Annotated in this window: 19 protein-coding genes; all 19 read right to left on the bottom strand. The window is 36.3% G+C overall.

All coding sequences use genetic code 11. The annotated features are described in order from the left end of the window. Window positions 1-82: 82 nt before the first annotated feature. The 19 genes from ATZ35_RS10400 to ATZ35_RS10310 all read right to left on the bottom strand — a co-directional run bounded on the left by ATZ35_RS10400 (window position 83) and on the right by ATZ35_RS10310 (window position 17946). A complete protein-coding gene (locus tag ATZ35_RS10400) occupies window positions 83-763 on the bottom strand; it encodes an amino acid ABC transporter permease (protein ID WP_208927184.1) in 681 nt (226 codons plus the stop codon). Continuing rightward, window positions 764-1609 (bottom strand): transporter substrate-binding domain-containing protein, encoded by an 846-nt coding sequence (locus tag ATZ35_RS10395; protein WP_208927183.1) that lies wholly within the window; start codon window positions 1607-1609, stop codon window positions 764-766. A 9-nt stretch (window positions 1610-1618) separates the two neighbouring features. Further along, on the bottom strand, window positions 1619-3079 hold the full coding sequence (locus ATZ35_RS10390; protein WP_208927182.1) for an amidase: 1461 nt from the start codon (window positions 3077-3079) through the stop codon (window positions 1619-1621). A 104-nt stretch (window positions 3080-3183) separates the two neighbouring features. Beyond that, window positions 3184-3696, bottom strand: coding sequence for a GNAT family N-acetyltransferase (locus tag ATZ35_RS10385; RefSeq protein WP_279614906.1), 513 nt, complete (start codon window positions 3694-3696; stop codon window positions 3184-3186). Window positions 3697-3823: 127 nt separating this feature from the next. Continuing rightward, window positions 3824-4045: a DUF2087 domain-containing protein gene (locus ATZ35_RS10380; RefSeq protein WP_425250075.1), complete on the bottom strand. Its 222-nt coding sequence runs from the start codon at window positions 4043-4045 to the stop codon at window positions 3824-3826. A 127-nt stretch (window positions 4046-4172) separates the two neighbouring features. Beyond that, window positions 4173-4496 carry a hypothetical protein gene (locus tag ATZ35_RS10375; RefSeq protein WP_208927180.1) on the bottom strand — a complete coding sequence of 108 codons (324 nt, stop codon included), beginning with the start codon at window positions 4494-4496 and terminating at the stop codon, window positions 4173-4175. A 122-nt stretch (window positions 4497-4618) separates the two neighbouring features. After that, window positions 4619-5023 (bottom strand): GFA family protein, encoded by a 405-nt coding sequence (locus ATZ35_RS10370; protein ID WP_208927179.1) that lies wholly within the window; start codon window positions 5021-5023, stop codon window positions 4619-4621. Window positions 5024-5125: 102 nt separating this feature from the next. Continuing rightward, window positions 5126-5545 carry a hypothetical protein gene (locus ATZ35_RS10365; protein WP_208927178.1) on the bottom strand — a complete coding sequence of 140 codons (420 nt, stop codon included), beginning with the start codon at window positions 5543-5545 and terminating at the stop codon, window positions 5126-5128. A 53-nt stretch (window positions 5546-5598) separates the two neighbouring features. Further along, window positions 5599-6078, bottom strand: coding sequence for a hypothetical protein (locus ATZ35_RS10360; protein ID WP_208927177.1), 480 nt, complete (start codon window positions 6076-6078; stop codon window positions 5599-5601). A gap of 199 nt (window positions 6079-6277) precedes the next feature. Then, on the bottom strand, window positions 6278-6700 hold the full coding sequence (locus ATZ35_RS10355) for an SRPBCC family protein (RefSeq protein ID WP_208927176.1): 423 nt from the start codon (window positions 6698-6700) through the stop codon (window positions 6278-6280). Window positions 6701-7364: 664 nt separating this feature from the next. Continuing rightward, window positions 7365-8138 carry a carbonic anhydrase gene (locus ATZ35_RS10350; protein ID WP_208927175.1) on the bottom strand — a complete coding sequence of 258 codons (774 nt, stop codon included), beginning with the start codon at window positions 8136-8138 and terminating at the stop codon, window positions 7365-7367. Window positions 8139-8334: 196 nt separating this feature from the next. Continuing rightward, window positions 8335-8943, bottom strand: coding sequence for a signal peptidase I (lepB, locus tag ATZ35_RS10345; RefSeq protein ID WP_208927174.1), 609 nt, complete (start codon window positions 8941-8943; stop codon window positions 8335-8337). 27 nt (window positions 8944-8970) lie between these two features. Continuing rightward, window positions 8971-9636 (bottom strand): hypothetical protein, encoded by a 666-nt coding sequence (locus tag ATZ35_RS10340; RefSeq protein WP_208927173.1) that lies wholly within the window; start codon window positions 9634-9636, stop codon window positions 8971-8973. Window positions 9637-9718: 82 nt separating this feature from the next. Further along, window positions 9719-10789 carry a WxLIP family cell surface protein gene (locus tag ATZ35_RS10335; protein ID WP_341843825.1) on the bottom strand — a complete coding sequence of 357 codons (1071 nt, stop codon included), beginning with the start codon at window positions 10787-10789 and terminating at the stop codon, window positions 9719-9721. Window positions 10790-10882: 93 nt separating this feature from the next. Next, complete coding sequence (locus tag ATZ35_RS10330) at window positions 10883-11662, bottom strand: WxL domain-containing protein (RefSeq protein WP_208927172.1); 780 nt, start codon at window positions 11660-11662, stop codon at window positions 10883-10885. Between the two features lie 28 nt (window positions 11663-11690). Next, entirely contained in the window at window positions 11691-12482 is a 792-nt protein-coding gene (locus ATZ35_RS10325) for a WxL domain-containing protein (protein ID WP_208927171.1), read from the bottom strand. 1 nt (window position 12483) lies between these two features. Then, the gene (locus ATZ35_RS10320) at window positions 12484-12834 is read right to left on the bottom strand and encodes an LPXTG cell wall anchor domain-containing protein (protein WP_208927170.1); all 351 of its coding nucleotides are present in this window, start codon (window positions 12832-12834) and stop codon (window positions 12484-12486) included. A gap of 16 nt (window positions 12835-12850) precedes the next feature. Then, entirely contained in the window at window positions 12851-15292 is a 2442-nt protein-coding gene (locus tag ATZ35_RS10315; RefSeq protein WP_208927169.1) for a lectin-like domain-containing protein, read from the bottom strand. Between the two features lie 212 nt (window positions 15293-15504). Next, a complete protein-coding gene (locus ATZ35_RS10310; protein ID WP_208927168.1) occupies window positions 15505-17946 on the bottom strand; it encodes a lectin-like domain-containing protein in 2442 nt (813 codons plus the stop codon). Window positions 17947-17964 lie beyond the last annotated feature (18 nt).

Genomic DNA, 17964 nt, shown 5'->3' with positions numbered 1-17964 from the left:
TAGTAATCCCTATTTGTCTTTACACCCTAACAACAATAAAACTGTGCAAGTAGCTTCTCCTCAACTACTTACACAGTTTATTTTACGTTCTCACTTCTGATTTTCCTTTATAACGATTGATATAATGTCTTTCTAACCAACCTTGCCCCCAACCAATCGCTACACATAAGAGCCAATACATCACCGCTACTAAAATATACATCGTCATATAATCAAAGGTTCTTCCACCCACGATTTTGGCTTTTTGAAAAATATCAGGAATCGTGATCATTGCAGCTAATGATGTCCCTTTTAACAAATCCATTGCCACATTCCCTAAAGCTGGAATCGAAATCCGAAAAGCTTGCGGTAAGATAATTTTGCGCATCACTTTTCCAAACGGTAATCCTAATGCATACGCCGCATCCCACTGCCCTGCATCCACCCCAGCAATCGAGCCACGATAAATTTCAGCAATAAACGCACTGCTTGTCAAACCAAAACAAATACACGCCGCAGTTAAGGCACTTAATTGATAGGGCAGACCAAAATACAGCAGAAATAATAAAACCAAACCTGGAACTCCCCGTAAAAAAGAGATATAAAATCGGACAAAACCTTTGATCACTTTTGAAGGCAACATTCCTAAAACCGTCAACAGAATACCAAGAACATTCCCCATCAAAAAGGTCACGACACTGATCCCAATTGTATAAGGTAAACCAGTCAGCAGAAAGGGAATCGAGTCGATCATTAACTGAAAATCGATTTTTGGTATATACATCTATTCAGCTGAAACACTTTCTGTCACTTTTTCTTTCGGCTCCACTGAAACATCTGTTTGGAAATACGTCTCAGAAATTTTCTTCATGGTTCCGTCCTCTTGCATCTCTTTTAATGCGCCATCAATTTTTTTACTTAATGCAACACTGTCTTTTTTCATTAAAAAACCAGTAAAGTTCGCATTGAAATACACATCTTCTAAGATTTTCACTGGAATATCAGGCAACGCACCCACAGACATTTTTTGTAAATAATAATCGTTCAAAATAACATCGGTCCGACCATTCGCTACATCTGTCAGGTATTGATCATTTGTCGCATTATCGTAGGTCACTAATTTTGCTCCGTATTTTTCTGCGATTTTCATATAGTTGGTATTTGGCTCGCCAGCTGCTTTTTTGCCTTTTAAATCCTCAAGAGACGCAATCCCAGAATCATCACTTTTTCGAACGATCATGCTGTCAAATGAATACTTGATCGGCGAAGACAAAATGAATTTTTTCCCTCTATCCCCTGATAAACCAAAATCGTTCGCCGCTAAATCAGATTCACCTTTATCCACTGACGTGATTTGGCCATCTACATTGTATTCTTTAAATTCAACATCAACATCTAAACGCTTAGCAACTTCTGTAATGACATCTACATCATAGCCTGTCAATTTGTTTTCATCATTATAATAAGAAGATGGGAATAAGGTTCCTGAGGTTGCAACTGTTAACTTCTTTGCATCCTCAACTTTTTGCCAGCTATTATCTTTTCCAGCAGTCTGTTCTTTTGTGCCACCACACGCAACGATCAATAAACTCAATGCAACAATACTAAAACTAACAAATACTTTCTTCATTTGATCCTCCTATGATTCACGATAATAGTTTGGTAATAAGAATTTTTGCTCTTGTTCAAACATCTTTCCAACTTGAAATAATACATCTTCTCGACCTTTTGATGCCATAAATTGAATGCCTAGCGGTAGACCTGATGCTGTTACATGAGTAGGTAAACTGATTGCTGGTTGTCCCGTTAAATTAGCCAACTGAGTATACGGCGTGATTGTCAGACTTTTTTCAAACATGTCATAAATTAAGTCTTTTAGTTGTAAAATGGAAAGTGACTCCGCTTGGGCTAAGTCTTTACGAATCCGATCACTCTGTAGTTCTGCATCGATTTCAGGCGCACTATCAGCGGCGGTCGGCGTTAATAATACATCATATTCCTCGAATAATTGCTCCATTTTATATGCCGCTTGATCCCACAGTTGAAGCGATCTCGTATACTGACTTGCAGGTATCTGTAACCCATATTGGTAGATTCCCCAAGTCATCAACTCCATATCGTTTTTTGTAACCGGTCGCTTGATTGCCGCTTGAATTCCTTCAAACATGGCAGCTGTTTCTGCGCCATTCATTAAATAATAACTGTCGATTAATTGACGTCCATTGACTGGATATGGGATTTCGGTGACTTCGTGCCCTTGTTGCTCTAAAAATGTTGCTGCATTTTGCACCGCATTTATCGCTTCCGCTGAAACGGGTGTTCCGACAGGTGATTCCGTTAAAAAGGCGATTTTCAAGACTTGTTTCTTTGCCGCTGATTGATGTTCCCATTCCGCTTTTGGCGCTTGATAGGGCGCAGCTTTTTCGGTTCCGCGTAAATGATAAAATAGTGTTTCTGTGTCTCTCATCGAAACGGTTAACGCAAAATTAATCGAAGCTCCTTGCCAACCACGCCAGCCATCAGGTCCAACTGGCATACTACCACGCGTAGGTTTCAATCCAATCAATCCACTAAAGGATGCAGGAATCCGAATCGAACCGCCGCCATCACTTGCGCCAGCAATTGGAAATAGACCACTGGCAACGGCTGCCGCAGCACCTCCGCTGGAACCACCAGGCGAATAGGCTAGATTCCATGGATTTCTCGCTGGTCCGTAAATCGTCGGATCAGAGATATTTTTAAAACCGAACTCTGGAGCATTGGTTTTGCCCAAAGGAATCAGGCCTAAACGTTCTAGCCCTTTGACAAAATTGTCCGTAGAAGTCGCACGGTTTTCTTGAAATAAACGAGAACCTGATGTTGATTTCATTCCTGCCTTATCTTGTCCTAACATTTTTAACGGAATTGGCAAGCCAAAAAAAGGACCAGTTTCTGCTCCTCTAGCTTCGTATTGTTCTTTTGCTGATTCTGCATCCCAATCAACAAATGCATTGAGTTCAGGATTTAGCTTCTTAACTTGTTGCGTTCGCTCATCGATCCATTCAGTCACGCTTCGTTTTTTGTCTCTAAATTGTGTTGCGTAGTACAAGCCGTCTTTCATGATCATCCCCCTTACAATCCTGATGGTTTTATTATACAGGTTGTTGGGGGATTTTTAGGTCTATTTTGCTTGATAGAATGTCATTCTCGATGGTAAATAGATTATTATAGTGCCATCTTCATAATCAAATCAATCTGCTCATCTTCTCCCATATAAAAAGAATGCTGGCCTACCTGAGTAAATCCCATCTTATGATAGAACTTCATAGCAGAAAAGTTTTTCTCCCAAACACCTAACCAAATAGAAGTCTTGTTCAACTCTTTCGCTCGTTCTATCGCTTTATGATAAAGCATTTTCCCAAGTCCCAATCTCTTAAAATTCGAATCGATATAAATCCGTTCAATTTCTAACGCATCTTCCTCAATGGTTTCGGTTTGAGCCTCATTTACATTGATTTTTAAGTATCCAGAAAGTTGTTCATTTGAATAAATAAAATAGAACTCTGAATCTTTATTTTGAAGCTCATTTGCTAATTTTTCTTCTGTATACGCTTGGTCAAGATACTCTTTTAAATCTTTTGGCGTATTGTCTTTCGCAAAGGTATCTGTGAAGGTTTTAATGCTTAAAGCTTTCAACGCTGCTAGATCATTTAGGGTTATTTTTTTGATTTCAATCATTATTTTGCCTTCTTTCCAATCTTCTTTTAGAACAGAATCAATCGAGTAAAAAAATTACTATTTCTAATAAAACAAAATAAAGTAGCTGATATTTAGTTTTACCGTTAGAACCATTACAAATTCATTTTTACTTATCACTTATCTTCATATATTCCGTTCCATAAGAATCTCTCGATAAAAAACCATAGTCCACTAAATATCTTCTCAATATAGCATAATCATGATAAAAGCCTTTAAGAATAAGATTCACTTCTTTTTCCGTATAAATAACATCTTCTTCAAATTTAGCGATGATAATATTAAATATTTCCACTTTAAATTTATTTTTTTTAGGAATTACTTTTAACATACCATTTTCTCCAAAAAATCTATTTTCCAATTTGCCTCACCTCATCCTTCACTACAAACGATAACATCACAATAAGCGCTTCATTAGGATTATAGCAACTCACAAGTTTCTCTTTAACGAGTAATACTTATTTCACTAAAAGAAGTAATAAACAGATCGCTAACCCCAGAGCAACCACAGCAAAATTGAGAAACTGCTGCTTACTTCCACCAATAAAATCAGGTTTTTCATGTTTATAACTTGGATTAACAGATTTTATATTGTAATCCAACGTACTACCGAAAAAAACATCTGACGGAATCATGAAAACGAGCATAATACCATAAATAATTGCTGTAATAACGAGAATTGATCGATTGATCCAGATACTTGCTAATGATCCTAAAGCTAAGGGAATTAGAATATAGAGTAAACAAATAAGTAATTGCTTTTTTAAGTTTTTCTTCTTCATATAATAGCCACCCTTTCTTTATAACTCTCCTTAAAATCCCTAGTTTGGTCATTTTAAAGTGTATTGAAAAGAGCTCAGGACCTCAGTCCTAAACTCATTTTCTGCTTTTATCTAACAGTTTGTTACTGGAAATACGCTTCATCTTTTTTTATTGTGTCATTCGAAAATGCATAGTAACACGGTTTATTATCGTAAAAAATTTCTTCGACAAAATTGACTTTATCTTCAGGTAACTCAGCAATGATCGCTGGTGGTACAAAATATTCATTTGAAGCTTTAAATCGATAAAACAAGCTCGTCCCGCATTTATTACAAAAACCCCGTTCACCAAAGTCAGAAGTATGTAGGATCGACAGCCCATCTGTAGTGGTAAAATGGACACTTTCTCCAGCTTCCAGACTAGCAAAGCCTGTAGAACCAGTTAGTTTTCTGCACATTGAACAGTGACAGACAGTTAAATCAAGATTTTTTAAGTCAAGTTCGAATTGAACAGAATGACAGAAACAAGCCCCTTTATAATGATTCATTTTCTCACGCTCCTTTAATGTAAATTTTAAATGAAAAATTTGAGCTCGTCTAGCGAACAAAGTGTTAAATTAATTGAAAATATAGGGAAGATATTTTTTTGATTAGTTATTGATTCCCAATACTTTTTGTAATTCATTACACGCGATAATACAATATCTTAGATAAATTAATTCTGATAGCTGTCTTAATTGCTTTTTCGTATAAGGACGAACATTCCATCCTATGATAATTCTATCCTCAAAAAGAAACTGAATTTCTTGTGAACTATACGTTCCTTTTGTTCCACGGATTGTTGGTTCTTGCATTGGTGTACCTAAATCTTTTGGTAAGCCAAACTTCACTAACTTATTCATATCTATGGTATCGATTTTTTTATCAAAAACGTTTGAATTCTTTCTTGCATAGTAACGGCTTATTGTGAGGTTATCACTTTTTAAAACATAATAAGTATTGATAAAACGCCTTGGAGTGAATAGGCTGAGTATAAGATAGATTGGGTTTTGTGGTCTGATTTTTTTCATCTTTTTTCCTTTTCACTAAATGAATATTTACGTAATTTTCTGTCTCTCAGACATTATTCTAGTGGACTATTTTGAGCGGCTAATTCATCGATTTGTGGTTTATGTAATAGAACCAAGTCTTTAAGCTCTTTAATCGTTATACTATTTTTATCCGTATCAGAATCAACTTCAGTTCCATTTTCATCTATAATTACTTGCCCTGATAGAATTGTCCCATCTGGAGACACTAAAATTCTATCCGAATCATCATTAGATATTTCTAAAAGATTGATAATCGAATCTGCATTTGAATTGTTAAATGTGTTGTATATCGTTTCAGCGTCAGCATTTTTAAAGTCAATTGAAAAGTCTTCCATATTTTTCTCACTTAATTTTTTCTTGGATTGTTCAATCGTTTCTTTGTCTAGGACTTGATTTATACGTTTCGTCTTCTCAATATTTTGAGTGTCGTTCGTCTTTGTATAGATAGTATATGTTGCGAAACCGGCTAGTAAAACTAGTGAAAAACTGGCTAGGTAAATGTTTTTTTTCATAGTGATACCATCCTTTCTTGGTAAAAAAATGAAGATTTTTATTAGGCTATTTATGACACCTTACTTTGATTTTACAGGTTTGAATGCTCTTTGTGTACTCTTAAATTAAAAAAAATAAGAGAATAATCAACTTTCCCGATTATTCTCTTACTTTTTTATCTTTACTTATTAAAACTGGCTGTTTAACTCTTCTCATACACTAATTGCTCAATCTTATCAGTTCTGTTCCTGCTTTATCCCATAAATCATTCATCATATCATAATACTCATCATCCATCACAACATCCACGAGCATTTTCGTTTGATTGCCTACTGGCTCAAATAGGTAGTGCTCAAGCATTTCGGCAAATACAGGTACCTCCGCATACTTACCATCTGTGATTTCCCCTAAGAATGCGAACTTGATTTCTTTCTCTGGTTCAAAAACGACGACTTTAGAAACCAGACCATTCCCTGACTCATCAACAAATGAAATCGTTTCATTCAATTTCATCTCACCAGAATAAGTTGATCCTTCTTGAAAAGCAGCAGCCCATATTTCATATTTGCTACGATCAACGACAAGTTGCCATGCTTTTGCAGGAGTGCAATTAAGTAAGAATTCTTTTTTGATGTGTTTCATTGTAAATCCCCCTTTTGTGTTTTCTTGCAGACATCATTTCAGTAAATTGTTGTATCTATAGTATAGCATGTAAGCGGACTCAGTATAGTCTTACACGTGCCATTATATATCCCCAGAAGACTTCGTTTCATGTCTGTCAGTACTTTAGTCAAAGAGAGTCGTTCTTTGTCTTCTAGTAATACAGGACCACACCAGTTACTTATATTTTGGGATCTAATTCTTTATAGTTTTACTCTTTATTCTAGACGAACTTTCATAAAAAGTTATGGCGTTTGATCTTCGCGAGAGCGCTTCTATAAATCTGGCAACAAAATTTGCTGTATGTTACTATTATTTTTGTTTTTTTACGCAATTCTACAACTAAACAAATTAAAGAGAATGATGCAAACTTCTCTCTTCGATCATCAAGTATTCTGTGTCCGTCAGTTCTTTAGGTAATCGCTATGATTTTAACAAAAAAACAGCTCATTTTAAAATGAACTGTTTAAATCATAATATGAAGATAACTTAGTATTTCAACATCCAGCAACATATCTAACTTCTTTCCATTGTCCTAATTTCTGTAGGTTCCCTGGATTCTCTTCAGTTGTTCAATAACAGTTGTAGATGATTCTGTTATCAGTCGGATAGTTGCTAAAAGAGTTTTAGACAATTAGCAATTGAATTATTCATTATGTTCTAAAATTGATCGATCATTTAACGGTTGAACCTCTCTATTATTGTGTGAATACAATTTTTTGAAGTCCTCGATTTGAGCTGAAGATACTTCGACAGGCTCTTTCATTACATACCATTCCACATTTTCATTTAATGGTGGCGTAGTCAATGACCCTAAATAATGATAATAGCTTCTATTAGACGGAATCATATCATCTAAGTCGCTAATTGGATCGTTTTTATCATTATTTACGTCATCCAAAACTTCTTGAAATCCTTTGTTTTCAGTACCTTCCTTAAAGAATACACCGATAACTGCAATACGTCCGTCTTGAGCAGTATTTACAAAATGTGCTTCGATTGGATAATGTTTGCCGTCAACAGTATGTTCACTTTCTGCATGAAAATGAAACTGACTTAATGCAAAGTTTCGTCCGTTAATCACAGATGTACCACCATCAGTGATTTGGATACTATGGCCGTTATTTTCAGCTTTTGTAATATCTTTTCCATAATCAATTGTGATTGTTCCAGTATCTGGTGTCATCACTTCAGCTTTTTTAGTAACAATATCAATTGGTGACTGCATCTTCCCAGCAGAGAATTCCCACTCTTCTTGATCATCATAATCGATATGTTCAGATTTTTTTGCATGTGTTGTTGATTCTGTTTTAGCTTCTTTTTTTTCTGATGTGTTACTAGCACTTTTATTTGATGTACAGCCCACGGCTAAAATAGCTGTAAACGTCAAAAGTGATACTGAGAGTGCTTTTCTTTTCATTTTTTCATCCTTCTTTCTTCAAAATACAATATATTATATCGCATTTTTCATGAAAAATAAATATTTTTTTCATTTAATAGACTTCAATAGTTCATTATTCTAATTCTCTTTTCAACGATTTTATAAGCTGTTAACTTTTACTTCGCTCATTTCTCTTTTTTTATCTCAATACGTTAACTACCGTATTTTTATCACTTCATTGGATACTAATTTGATAAAAAGGTGACAATCTTAGTTTTACAATCCCAATCACATCACGTCGATCGACTAAACCATAGTAACGACTATCTGTAGCGTAGTGACGATTATCTCCAAGCACAAGGTATTTGCCCTTTGGAATAATGCCATCTGTTGTTCCTAAAATAGCAATGGAGTCAAAATCTTCGGTAATCATTTCATCATCTATTATAGCTTGCGCTAACTTTTTCTGTAAAAAACGTTCTACAACAAGTCGGCCATCGACATAAAGTTCATCCTTAGAATAGAGTATTCGTTCTCCTGGCAACCCAACGACTCGTCGTATTGAGGTCCCGTTTCCATCGGGTTGCTTGAAATAAATTAATGAAAAACGTTTGGGCGTACCAAGTCGATCCACATATACACGATCGCCATCATTCAACGCTTCCCGCATCCCATACCCTTCATTTTTGGGCAATGCAAAAACAACTCTGGAAAGTAAAAATAAGCATAACAATACAATCAAAAAAGTTATGCCTAATTCTTTACTGAGTTCTTGAAGAAGTCGTTGTTTCTTATTTTTCTTTCTTCTTTTTTTACTCTTAGTCCTTACTTTCTTTTTCGTCATTTAGCTTCACAGCCATTTCTTAACATGTTATTTCTTTTGACTTAACGCTGATTCATTCACATTAAAATACGTAAAAACCTTTTTTTGAATCGTTTTGACTTTTTTTATATCTGCTAAATAATTGTCATAGGTTGTTTTTTCCTGTAGACTTTCGATCGATTGATTGTTCAAGTTAAGACCTAATTCTTTCATTTGCGTATAATACCTATTTAACAGTTGCTGTCCGTCTACTGTTAACCTTGGATCAGCGTAACGAACCCCAAAACCAGACAGTTTTGCTGCTAACTCACGCAAATTTTTTCTTGTTTTTTCAACATTTGTGGTTCCTTCAATTGTTCCTAACTGCTCAGATGTTTTGTTTAATAAATAATACCCTTCTACGATAGCGTCAGAGTCACGATTTCCTAGATTAGTGGCTTGATGATAGCGGGAAAATGCGGCGCCTCCTGCTAATATCAAACCTAAAATCAAAAAGATCACTCCTGATTGCATTTGTTTTTTACCTTTTTGCTTCAATAAATGGATTTTCTTTTTTAAAACTCTGCGTTTCTTTTTATTTTTTGTTCGACGTTGTTTTAATACTAGTCTATTTTTCTTCGTTAAAAAATAAGAAATTAGGAAAACAACCGCAAAAATAATACAGAGGATTGCCGTTGAAAGTATCCCAATGAATAGCCAATCTAATATCGACATGTTTCTATCCTCCAAAAATAATTAATTATTTACTCTATTTCAATACCCTTACATTTTCACTTTTAATCCCCATTTTGTGCTACTACCTTTTTTTCTTGCTTGATTTCTTTTTCTTTTTTGTTTTCTTTTGATTCTTTTTCCTCAAGAAACGAACTGCAAAGAATATAATCAATATAATCCCTAACGCACTAGCGACCACTATAATGATCAACGACCAGTCTACTCGACTTTCCTGTAATAAACTAACATCTTCTTGGTTAAACTTATCTGCTTCTTCATTGGTGATCTCGAAGTTCTGTTCCCAAGTCCATTTACCATCATTTTCTGTTGTGATTACAACATGAGCCACATACTCACCTGCAACCATTTTTTCACCATTCATTGAAATGGGAAAATTAATTTGTGAATTAGGCGCCATTCTCATTTTATTTTGTTTTGTATCATAAAGAACTTCACTCGACCCTTTTTTCATGACTTGAACATCAACGGTCATATCATCGATGTAGGCAGGTTGTGTATTTGAATAATTGATGAACACCGCGTTTCGGTAATTTTGCTGATTAGCGTAAACTTTATTGAGCTTTAGCTCTGGTGTAATTGCTACATCTGTTTCGGTCAAAACCATTCCAACCATATAGCCATACTCATTTTTGATCATCGCTTTTTGGCTTTCCGTCTGCCCTTTTTGGATCATGTAGATCCCCCCAGAAATCACGCCATCATATTGAGAATCTGGCATTTTTATGTTCAATTTGTATTCCACACTTTGTTTTGCAGGGATCTTAACCGTTTTTTCACCTTTTACTAAATCGGCAAAATCATATTTAAGCGAAGCATCTTTTTCTAATTTGGATGGACCGTATTCGATCACACCATTAGTATTCGTCTTTGCACTGTTAAGCGCTACATCTACTGTGATTTCTTCAGCTGAACTATTGTTCATTTTAATGGTAACGGTTTGTTCTTGACTTGGTGTCATTCGGAGATCAAAATAGCCGACATCTTTATTGTGTTGATTTTCAGGCAGAATGACTTTATATGTGAACCCACTTCCATCTTCTTGCGCTGCTTGTCCTGTTGTGGGTAAAATGCCGATTATCAAACCTATGTATAAAATAACTGCAAAGCATATTAAACTCGTTTTTTTCATCATGATTGCCCTTTCTTAAAAAGAGGAACAAGTACGCCTAATACAGGCGAACTTGTTTGTTCTCTTTCATCAATACTTTTTTATCTTTTACTTGAATTATCTTGCGTCAGCAATTGTCCAAGTGATTGTTGAAGAATAGCTACTGCTTGTTGATAATTTATTTCCTTCTGCTGGGACCCATAATTTAACTGAATCATCTGCTGTATTATCTGCTGTATCTCCGAATTGTAATGTAAATTGACCAAAACCTTTGTCATCTGCATCTTGTTTAACAAAGTCCGTTGGCGTTGTACCATCAGTTAAAATCTTTGGTGCTGCCGCAACTCCAGTTTCATTCACTTGATTCTGATCAGATCCATTAACTAATTTCACATTGTTAAATCTCAATTCTGCTGATTTTAACTCTTGACCTTCTGCGTTTGTGAACGAAGTTGCTTTAGCACTTACTGTGTGTTTATTTGCTTTGTTATCTGCACGTGTATCTTTAAACTGAACGAAATTTGGACTAGCAGCTGTTGTACCGTCTTTGTATTCAATTTGAGCAGCTTTTGCTGAATATTCCCAACCACTTCCAGATGCTGGCGTAACTTTATTATCTGCACCAAAATCCAAATCCGTTACTGCAATTACTTTTAATGGTCCTGTTGCTGGATTGACTGGTGGAGTGACAATTGGATTTTCTGGGTCAACTGGTTTTGTTGGATCAGTTGGATCTGTCGGTGTATCTACCCCATCATCTTCTAAAAAGTTGATTGTACCTTTTCCGCTGACTTGTAATGGGTTTTCTTCTGCTGCTTGTACTGCATTTGGCACTGCTACTGTTGCTCCTAATACTGCTAATAGCGTAGCTGCGCATAATTTGTGTGTTAATTTCATTTGTGTTTCCTCCTAGAGTTTTTATAATTTATGGTAGCTCGGATAAAATCCAAGTTAACACCGTTTGGTAGTTGCCCGGTTCTTTTTCTGTTTTACCGGGTACGAATAAAGAAATTGCTTGATTCTCATAGATTGGTTGATTATTAAACGCTGGATCTACGATTGGATTATTCTGTTCGTCCAATTTAGGCCTTAATGTATCTGCCTGTTGATTGGTATTCGTAACAGATGCTCCAAAGGCAATTGCCCAGGTTCCCTCACCTTTTTTCGGCTTGGCTTCAGCTAAGTTATAGACTTCACCAATATTCGAAAGACGAATCACTTCTTTTGAAACCGTAGGTGCGGTTGTTTGGTCATTTATGGAGTTTGCCCATGATTTGTCAAAGGACAGCACTGCGCCTTTTAACTCCTTGCTTTTCGCCGATTGATTCTGGAACTGCGTTTCTTGCTTTAACTGTAAAGTCCAGCCTTGGCTGTCGTTTCTAAAATCGGATACTTGAATAAAGTTTCCTCTCGCTCCGGTATCATCATTGAAAAGTTGGGCATTTCCGTAATACGTTTGATCCTGTTCAGACATCGTTGCATCCGAAAAGGTAATTTTAGGGACAAAATCAATCCTCAATAGGTTATCAGTATGAGGGCTGCTCCCTGGATCAGCAGGTTTTTCTGGATGTTCAGGGTCCATCACTTGTAATGGTTGCTTCCCACTAAACTGGATGGTTCCTTCACCAGAGTAATTCGACTCTTCTGCTCGACTCGTCACTGGATTCATTAACAGAAGGGGAAACAGCAAGCAGCAGATGAGTAATTTTCTTTCCATCTTATTCACACTCCCTTTTTACGCGTTTTCGCTTCTTCCAAAAGAAGACAATCAACGCAATTAGGATAAGTGCGCCCCCTGCGAAGAGCATGCTAACTTTTATTAAATCCCCAGTATTTGGCAATCGTCCTGTCGGCTTCTTGCCAGTGTTTGGAAGTTCACTACTTGAAGAATCATTGTGTGTTGATTCATTCGTTTGAGCTGTTGAGGAATCTGATTCCTTAAAGACGATTCCTGCATTTGTCTGTACTTGTCCACCCTCCTCAGCTGCGGCCTCATTGATCGTACCGAAAGACACGGCAAGAAAAATCAAAGGAGTTAGAACAAAACAAATCATTCGTTGTTTTTTCATCGTGGTCTCCTCTCCATTAATAGGCTTCTTCTATTTGCCAAGTCAGTGTCGTTTCATATTTCCCTATTTGTTTCACTGAACCGACCGGAACGTTCAAACGCAGCCCTTGTTTTTCTGGTCCCCATGTTTCCTGACTAATGTCATATTTCCCTGAGGACTGGTGTTTGGAGCTGAAAACTTCCTGAGCATCTGTGGAAATCATTTTTTCTTCCCCAGCAGTCTGATAACTTAGCACATCTGGCAATTTCTGCGATGGATCATCTGGGATACTAAAATCCTGTGATTGTTTCAACGTGATTTTCCAAGTGCCTAACGTTTGACGATTATCCCATATGATTAAATCATGATCATACTCTGGATTGGCATAGGTTTTATCAAAGGCACTCACATTTTGATCCCCAAAATTAATGGTATTAGGTGCTGATTGAATAAATAGCGTTCCTTTAAACGTATATTTTCGTGTGACACCTTCAGGTACAACCAACAGATTTTGTTCATCTGTAGGAGGCGTATCTAAAACATAGTTCAACGCTTCGACCGCTTTAAGCTTTTCGAGGACTTGTGCATTTTGAGTTAAGTCAATTGATTCTGCAACGGTTGAGTCAAACGTAATTTCGTCCACAATGGGTTGATTATTTTCATCAACAAATTGGATTGTTACTGGCGCAATACTTGGGATCACCGTCACATTAATTGGCTTATCTACTTTAGCTGTCCCGCTACCATAAGAAGCAGTTGCTACATACACGCCTCCTGGAGCAGAATCAGACGTCTGAGGTAGTTTATCTATTGATAGATCCAGTTGAGTATTATTCATTGCCGTTACTGATACGTCGTCATACTGCCATAATTTCAACTCTGTTTTTTCTAAAATCAAGGAACGTAATGCTGCATCCGTTGTAGGATACTCTTTTGAATCGACACTAAAGTCTTTCCCGTAGATAATGTACTGACTACTTTTGACAACATCCTTATTTTGAATAAATAGCGGAACCGTCACATCACGTGCATTCCCTTTTTCATCGGTAAGAGTTAGTTGAAAACTACTTGGACCAACTGTTTTGACTAGAGTCGAGATGTCTTGTCCAGCTTTTAATTCAACCTTAATATTATCTTTTGCTGAGTAATTATCCTGATACTCTGATAAAAAGGAACGATAGTCGGTTGCATTTTCTATCGCTTTGGCATCATCTGCATCAATAAACGTTAGTTTACCTGTTCCAGTCGGTGCTTCTTTGTCGTAGTTTAATTTGTACGTATAATCATTATCTGATAGGAAATTTTGTGCTTTCACATGTGCAGTTAGTGTTAAATCAGTATCTTGACTCACAGCAATATCTTTTACTTTAAACTGAATATTAACCTTGCCATCTTCTACCGTTAAGTCTTTTGATAATGGAATACTCAATTCATTGTTCGTATAAGTTGGTGTTACAGATACACCGTTCAACTTAAATGTCCCGTATTGATACTTTTGATAAGGTGCTAAAGAAAATGTATAAGTCGGTTGCATCATGTTTTGTTTACCACCCGTAAATTCACCATTATAATCGACAGTTATTTCAGAATTTTGAGTAGTACTTTGTATCTTGTCTCCATTAGCATTTGTAAATGTAAGATTATCTGTATAATTTACTAATCCTGGTACAGATTTAAATGAAACAATTGCTTTTTCTGTTGCGGCACCCGTAGAACCATTAAACCCCCAAAAAACACTATCTGTTCCAAACGTATCTCTTGAAATCGTTGCAGTTACAGGATCAAGATCTCCGTACTGATAGGTTAGCTGACCCTTATTGGCAGAATCCCATGTTTTCCACTGTATTTTCAACAATCGCCATTGTCCATCCCCAATCTGGAATGATGGTAGTTGTAGTCCCGAATGATTTACAGATGTTAGTGTTCCATTAGATCCCTCGTAAGTATCTCCACTATCTGGAAAGGTATAAGCAATGTGCCCTCTACCTGAATTCCCATCAATCCCTTTATCATAACCGTCACCATTGTGATATGTGTCGAATTCAATAGCAAAACTCTTTTTGAGCTGAGATGGTCCAAGTACTAAATTATGATTCACATATTGGTAATTTGAAGCGTAAATGCTTAAACCTTGTCCAGTCAAACCCGAAAACTTAGATGTCTTATCTGGATCATTATGCATCACAAAAGCTACGCCATCGCCAACCCCATCAATGTTTATATACATTTCTGCAGTAAAATTTTTTGAAAGGTCCATTTTGTTGGTCTCAGACGAGAACACACTACCGATCTGACCAGTTTTTTTGTCTGTAATAATAACGTTATTTCCATCTACATAACTATTCGCACCTTGAGGTACTTTAAAAATATTGTCTAGTGGTACACTTTCAACATTCTCAGCGGCTTCTGTATTTATAGGTATAAACAGAAAACTAACCATTACTATCAAAAAAACCAACACCGTTTTTTTATTTGTCATTTTATTCTCACCTCCTTTCTACTTCTAACGTATCCATATTCATATGATTCAACGTTTTATGACTATGGATAAGCCTAAGAGATGTACATCCTCTGTTATTTTAATTTCATAAAAAATCAAACCCAACGTTTAAACTTATTTTGCGAATAGAGATAAAGACTGATTATTCATCTATTTCAAACGATTACCCAACTCTTTTTTTAGCATACTTATCAATAAGCTTCTTCTATTTGCCAAGTCAGTGTCGTTTCATATTTCCCTATTTGTTTCACTGAACCGACCGGAACGTTCAAACGCAGCCCTTGTTTTTCTGGTCCCCATGTTTCCTGACTAATGTCATATTTCCCTGAGGACTGGTGTTTGGAGCTGAAAACTTCCTGAGCATCTGTGGAAATCATTTTTTCTTCCCCAGCAGTCTGATAACTTAGCACATCTGGCAATTTCTGCGATGGATCATCTGGGATACTAAAATCTTGTGATTGTTTTAACGTGATTTTCCAAGTGCCTAGCGTTTGACGGTTATCCCATATGATTAAATCTTGATCATACTCTGGATTGGCATAGGTTTTATCAAAGGCACTAACATTTTGATCCCCAAAGTTAATGCTACTAGGTGCTGATTGAATAAATAGCGTTCCTTTAAACGTATATTTTCGTGTGACACCTTCAGGTACGACCAACAGATTTTGTTCATCTGTAGGAGACGTATCTAAAACATAGTTCAATGCTTTGACCGCTTTAAGCTTTTCGAGGACTTGTTCGTTTTTGGTTAGGTCAATCGACTCTTCAACATTTGATTCAAACGTAATTTCGTCCACAATAGGTTGATTATTCTCATCTACGAATTGAATCGATACTGGCGCAATACTTGGGATCACCGTCACTTTAATTGGCTTAGCTACTTTAGCTGTCCCGCTTCCATAAGAAGCGGTTGCTTCATAAACACCTGCTTGAGCAGTATTGGACGTTGGAGGTAGTTTATCCATTGATAGATTTAATTGAGTATTATTCATTGCCGTTACAGATACGTCGTCATACTGCCATAATTTCAACTCTGTTTGTTCAAAAATTAGAGAGCGCAATGCTGCATTTGTTGTAGGATAATTTCTTGAATTTACACTAAAGTCTTTCCCGTAGATAATGTACTGACTACTTTTTACAACATCCTGATTTTGAATAAAGATTGGAACCGTCACATCACGTGCATTCCCTTTTTCATCGGTAAGCGTTAGTTGAACACTACTTGGACCAACTGTTTTGACTAAAGCAGCGATGTCTTGTCCAGGTTTTAATTCAACCCTGATTTTATCTTTTGCTGAGTAGTTATCTTGATATTCTGATAAAAATGGACGGTAATCTGTTGCATTAGCTAGCGCTTGTTCATCACCAGCATCTATAAATGTCAATTTACCTGTTCCAGTGGGTGCTTCTTTGTCGTAGGTTATTTTGTACGTGAAATCATTATCTGACAGGAAATTTTTTGCTTTTACATGTGCTGTCAGTGTTAAGTCTGTATCTTGGGTCACCCCGCTATCTTTTACTTTAAACTGGATATCAACTTTACTATCTGTCGATGATAAGTCTTTTGATAGAGGAATTTCTAATTCATTATTAACGTATGTTGGTGTAACCGCAACACCATTGAGCTTAAACGATCCTTGTTGATACTCTTGATTTGGTGATAAAGTGAACTTATAAGTTGGTTCCATTAGGTTTTGTTTTCCTCCCACATGTTGACCAACATAGTGAACCGTCACCTCGGAATCTTGGGTAATGCTTTGAATGCTATTACCTTCAGCATCAATGAAATCAACATTTTCAGAGTAATCTACAAATCCTGGTAAAGATTTAAAACGAACGCTTGCTTTTTCAGTTACATTAGTTGTTGACCCAGTGAATCCCCAATAGACATTATCTGTTCCAAATGTATACTTTGGAACGGATGCTGAAACAGCCTCTAATCCTTCGTATTGATACGTTAGATTCCCGACATTACTAGCATTCCATGCAGTCCATTTTAATGTTAATAAACGCCACTTGCCATCACCAAGCTTAAAAGAAGGATATTGCACTCCATTGTGTTTAACTGATGCAACCGTTCTGTCTGCATAAAATCCATAACCATCATAACTATCTGGAGTCGTGTATGCGATGTGTCCATTACCTAAATTTGTATTTAAAAGTCGATCATATCCGAAGTTGTAATAAGTATCAAATTCAATAGCCAGACTTTTTTTTAATTGGGATGGTCCTATCAACATATAAACCCCCTGTAAATACCAATACGATCCGTAGACCGCTAAACCCTGACCAGTTAAACCTGAAAAATTTTGGGTTTTAGGTTGATCATTATGCATTACAAACGTCATTCCGTCACCACTACCATCAATTTTTACATACATTTCAGCATAAAAATCTTTTGAAAGATCTATCTTATTTTCTTCAGTAGAATAGATACTGCCAATTTGATTTGATGTATTATCTGTTATAACAATTTCATTTCCATCTACATAACTGTTTGCTCCTTGAGGGACTTTAAAAATAGTATCTATCGGTACACTATCAATTTCTTCTGTAGCTTCTGTATAGTTTGGAAAAAACAGAAAACCAACTAATATTCCCAAAAAAAGTAACCCAGGTTTTTTTTCTGTCATTTTTCATTCTACCTCCTA

This window comes from Enterococcus rotai (genome assembly GCF_001465345.1).
Lineage (GTDB): Bacteria > Bacillota > Bacilli > Lactobacillales > Enterococcaceae > Enterococcus_L > Enterococcus_L rotai.
The sequence above is the reverse complement of the archived record's forward strand: the minus strand, read 5'-3'. Positions and strand labels throughout refer to the sequence as shown.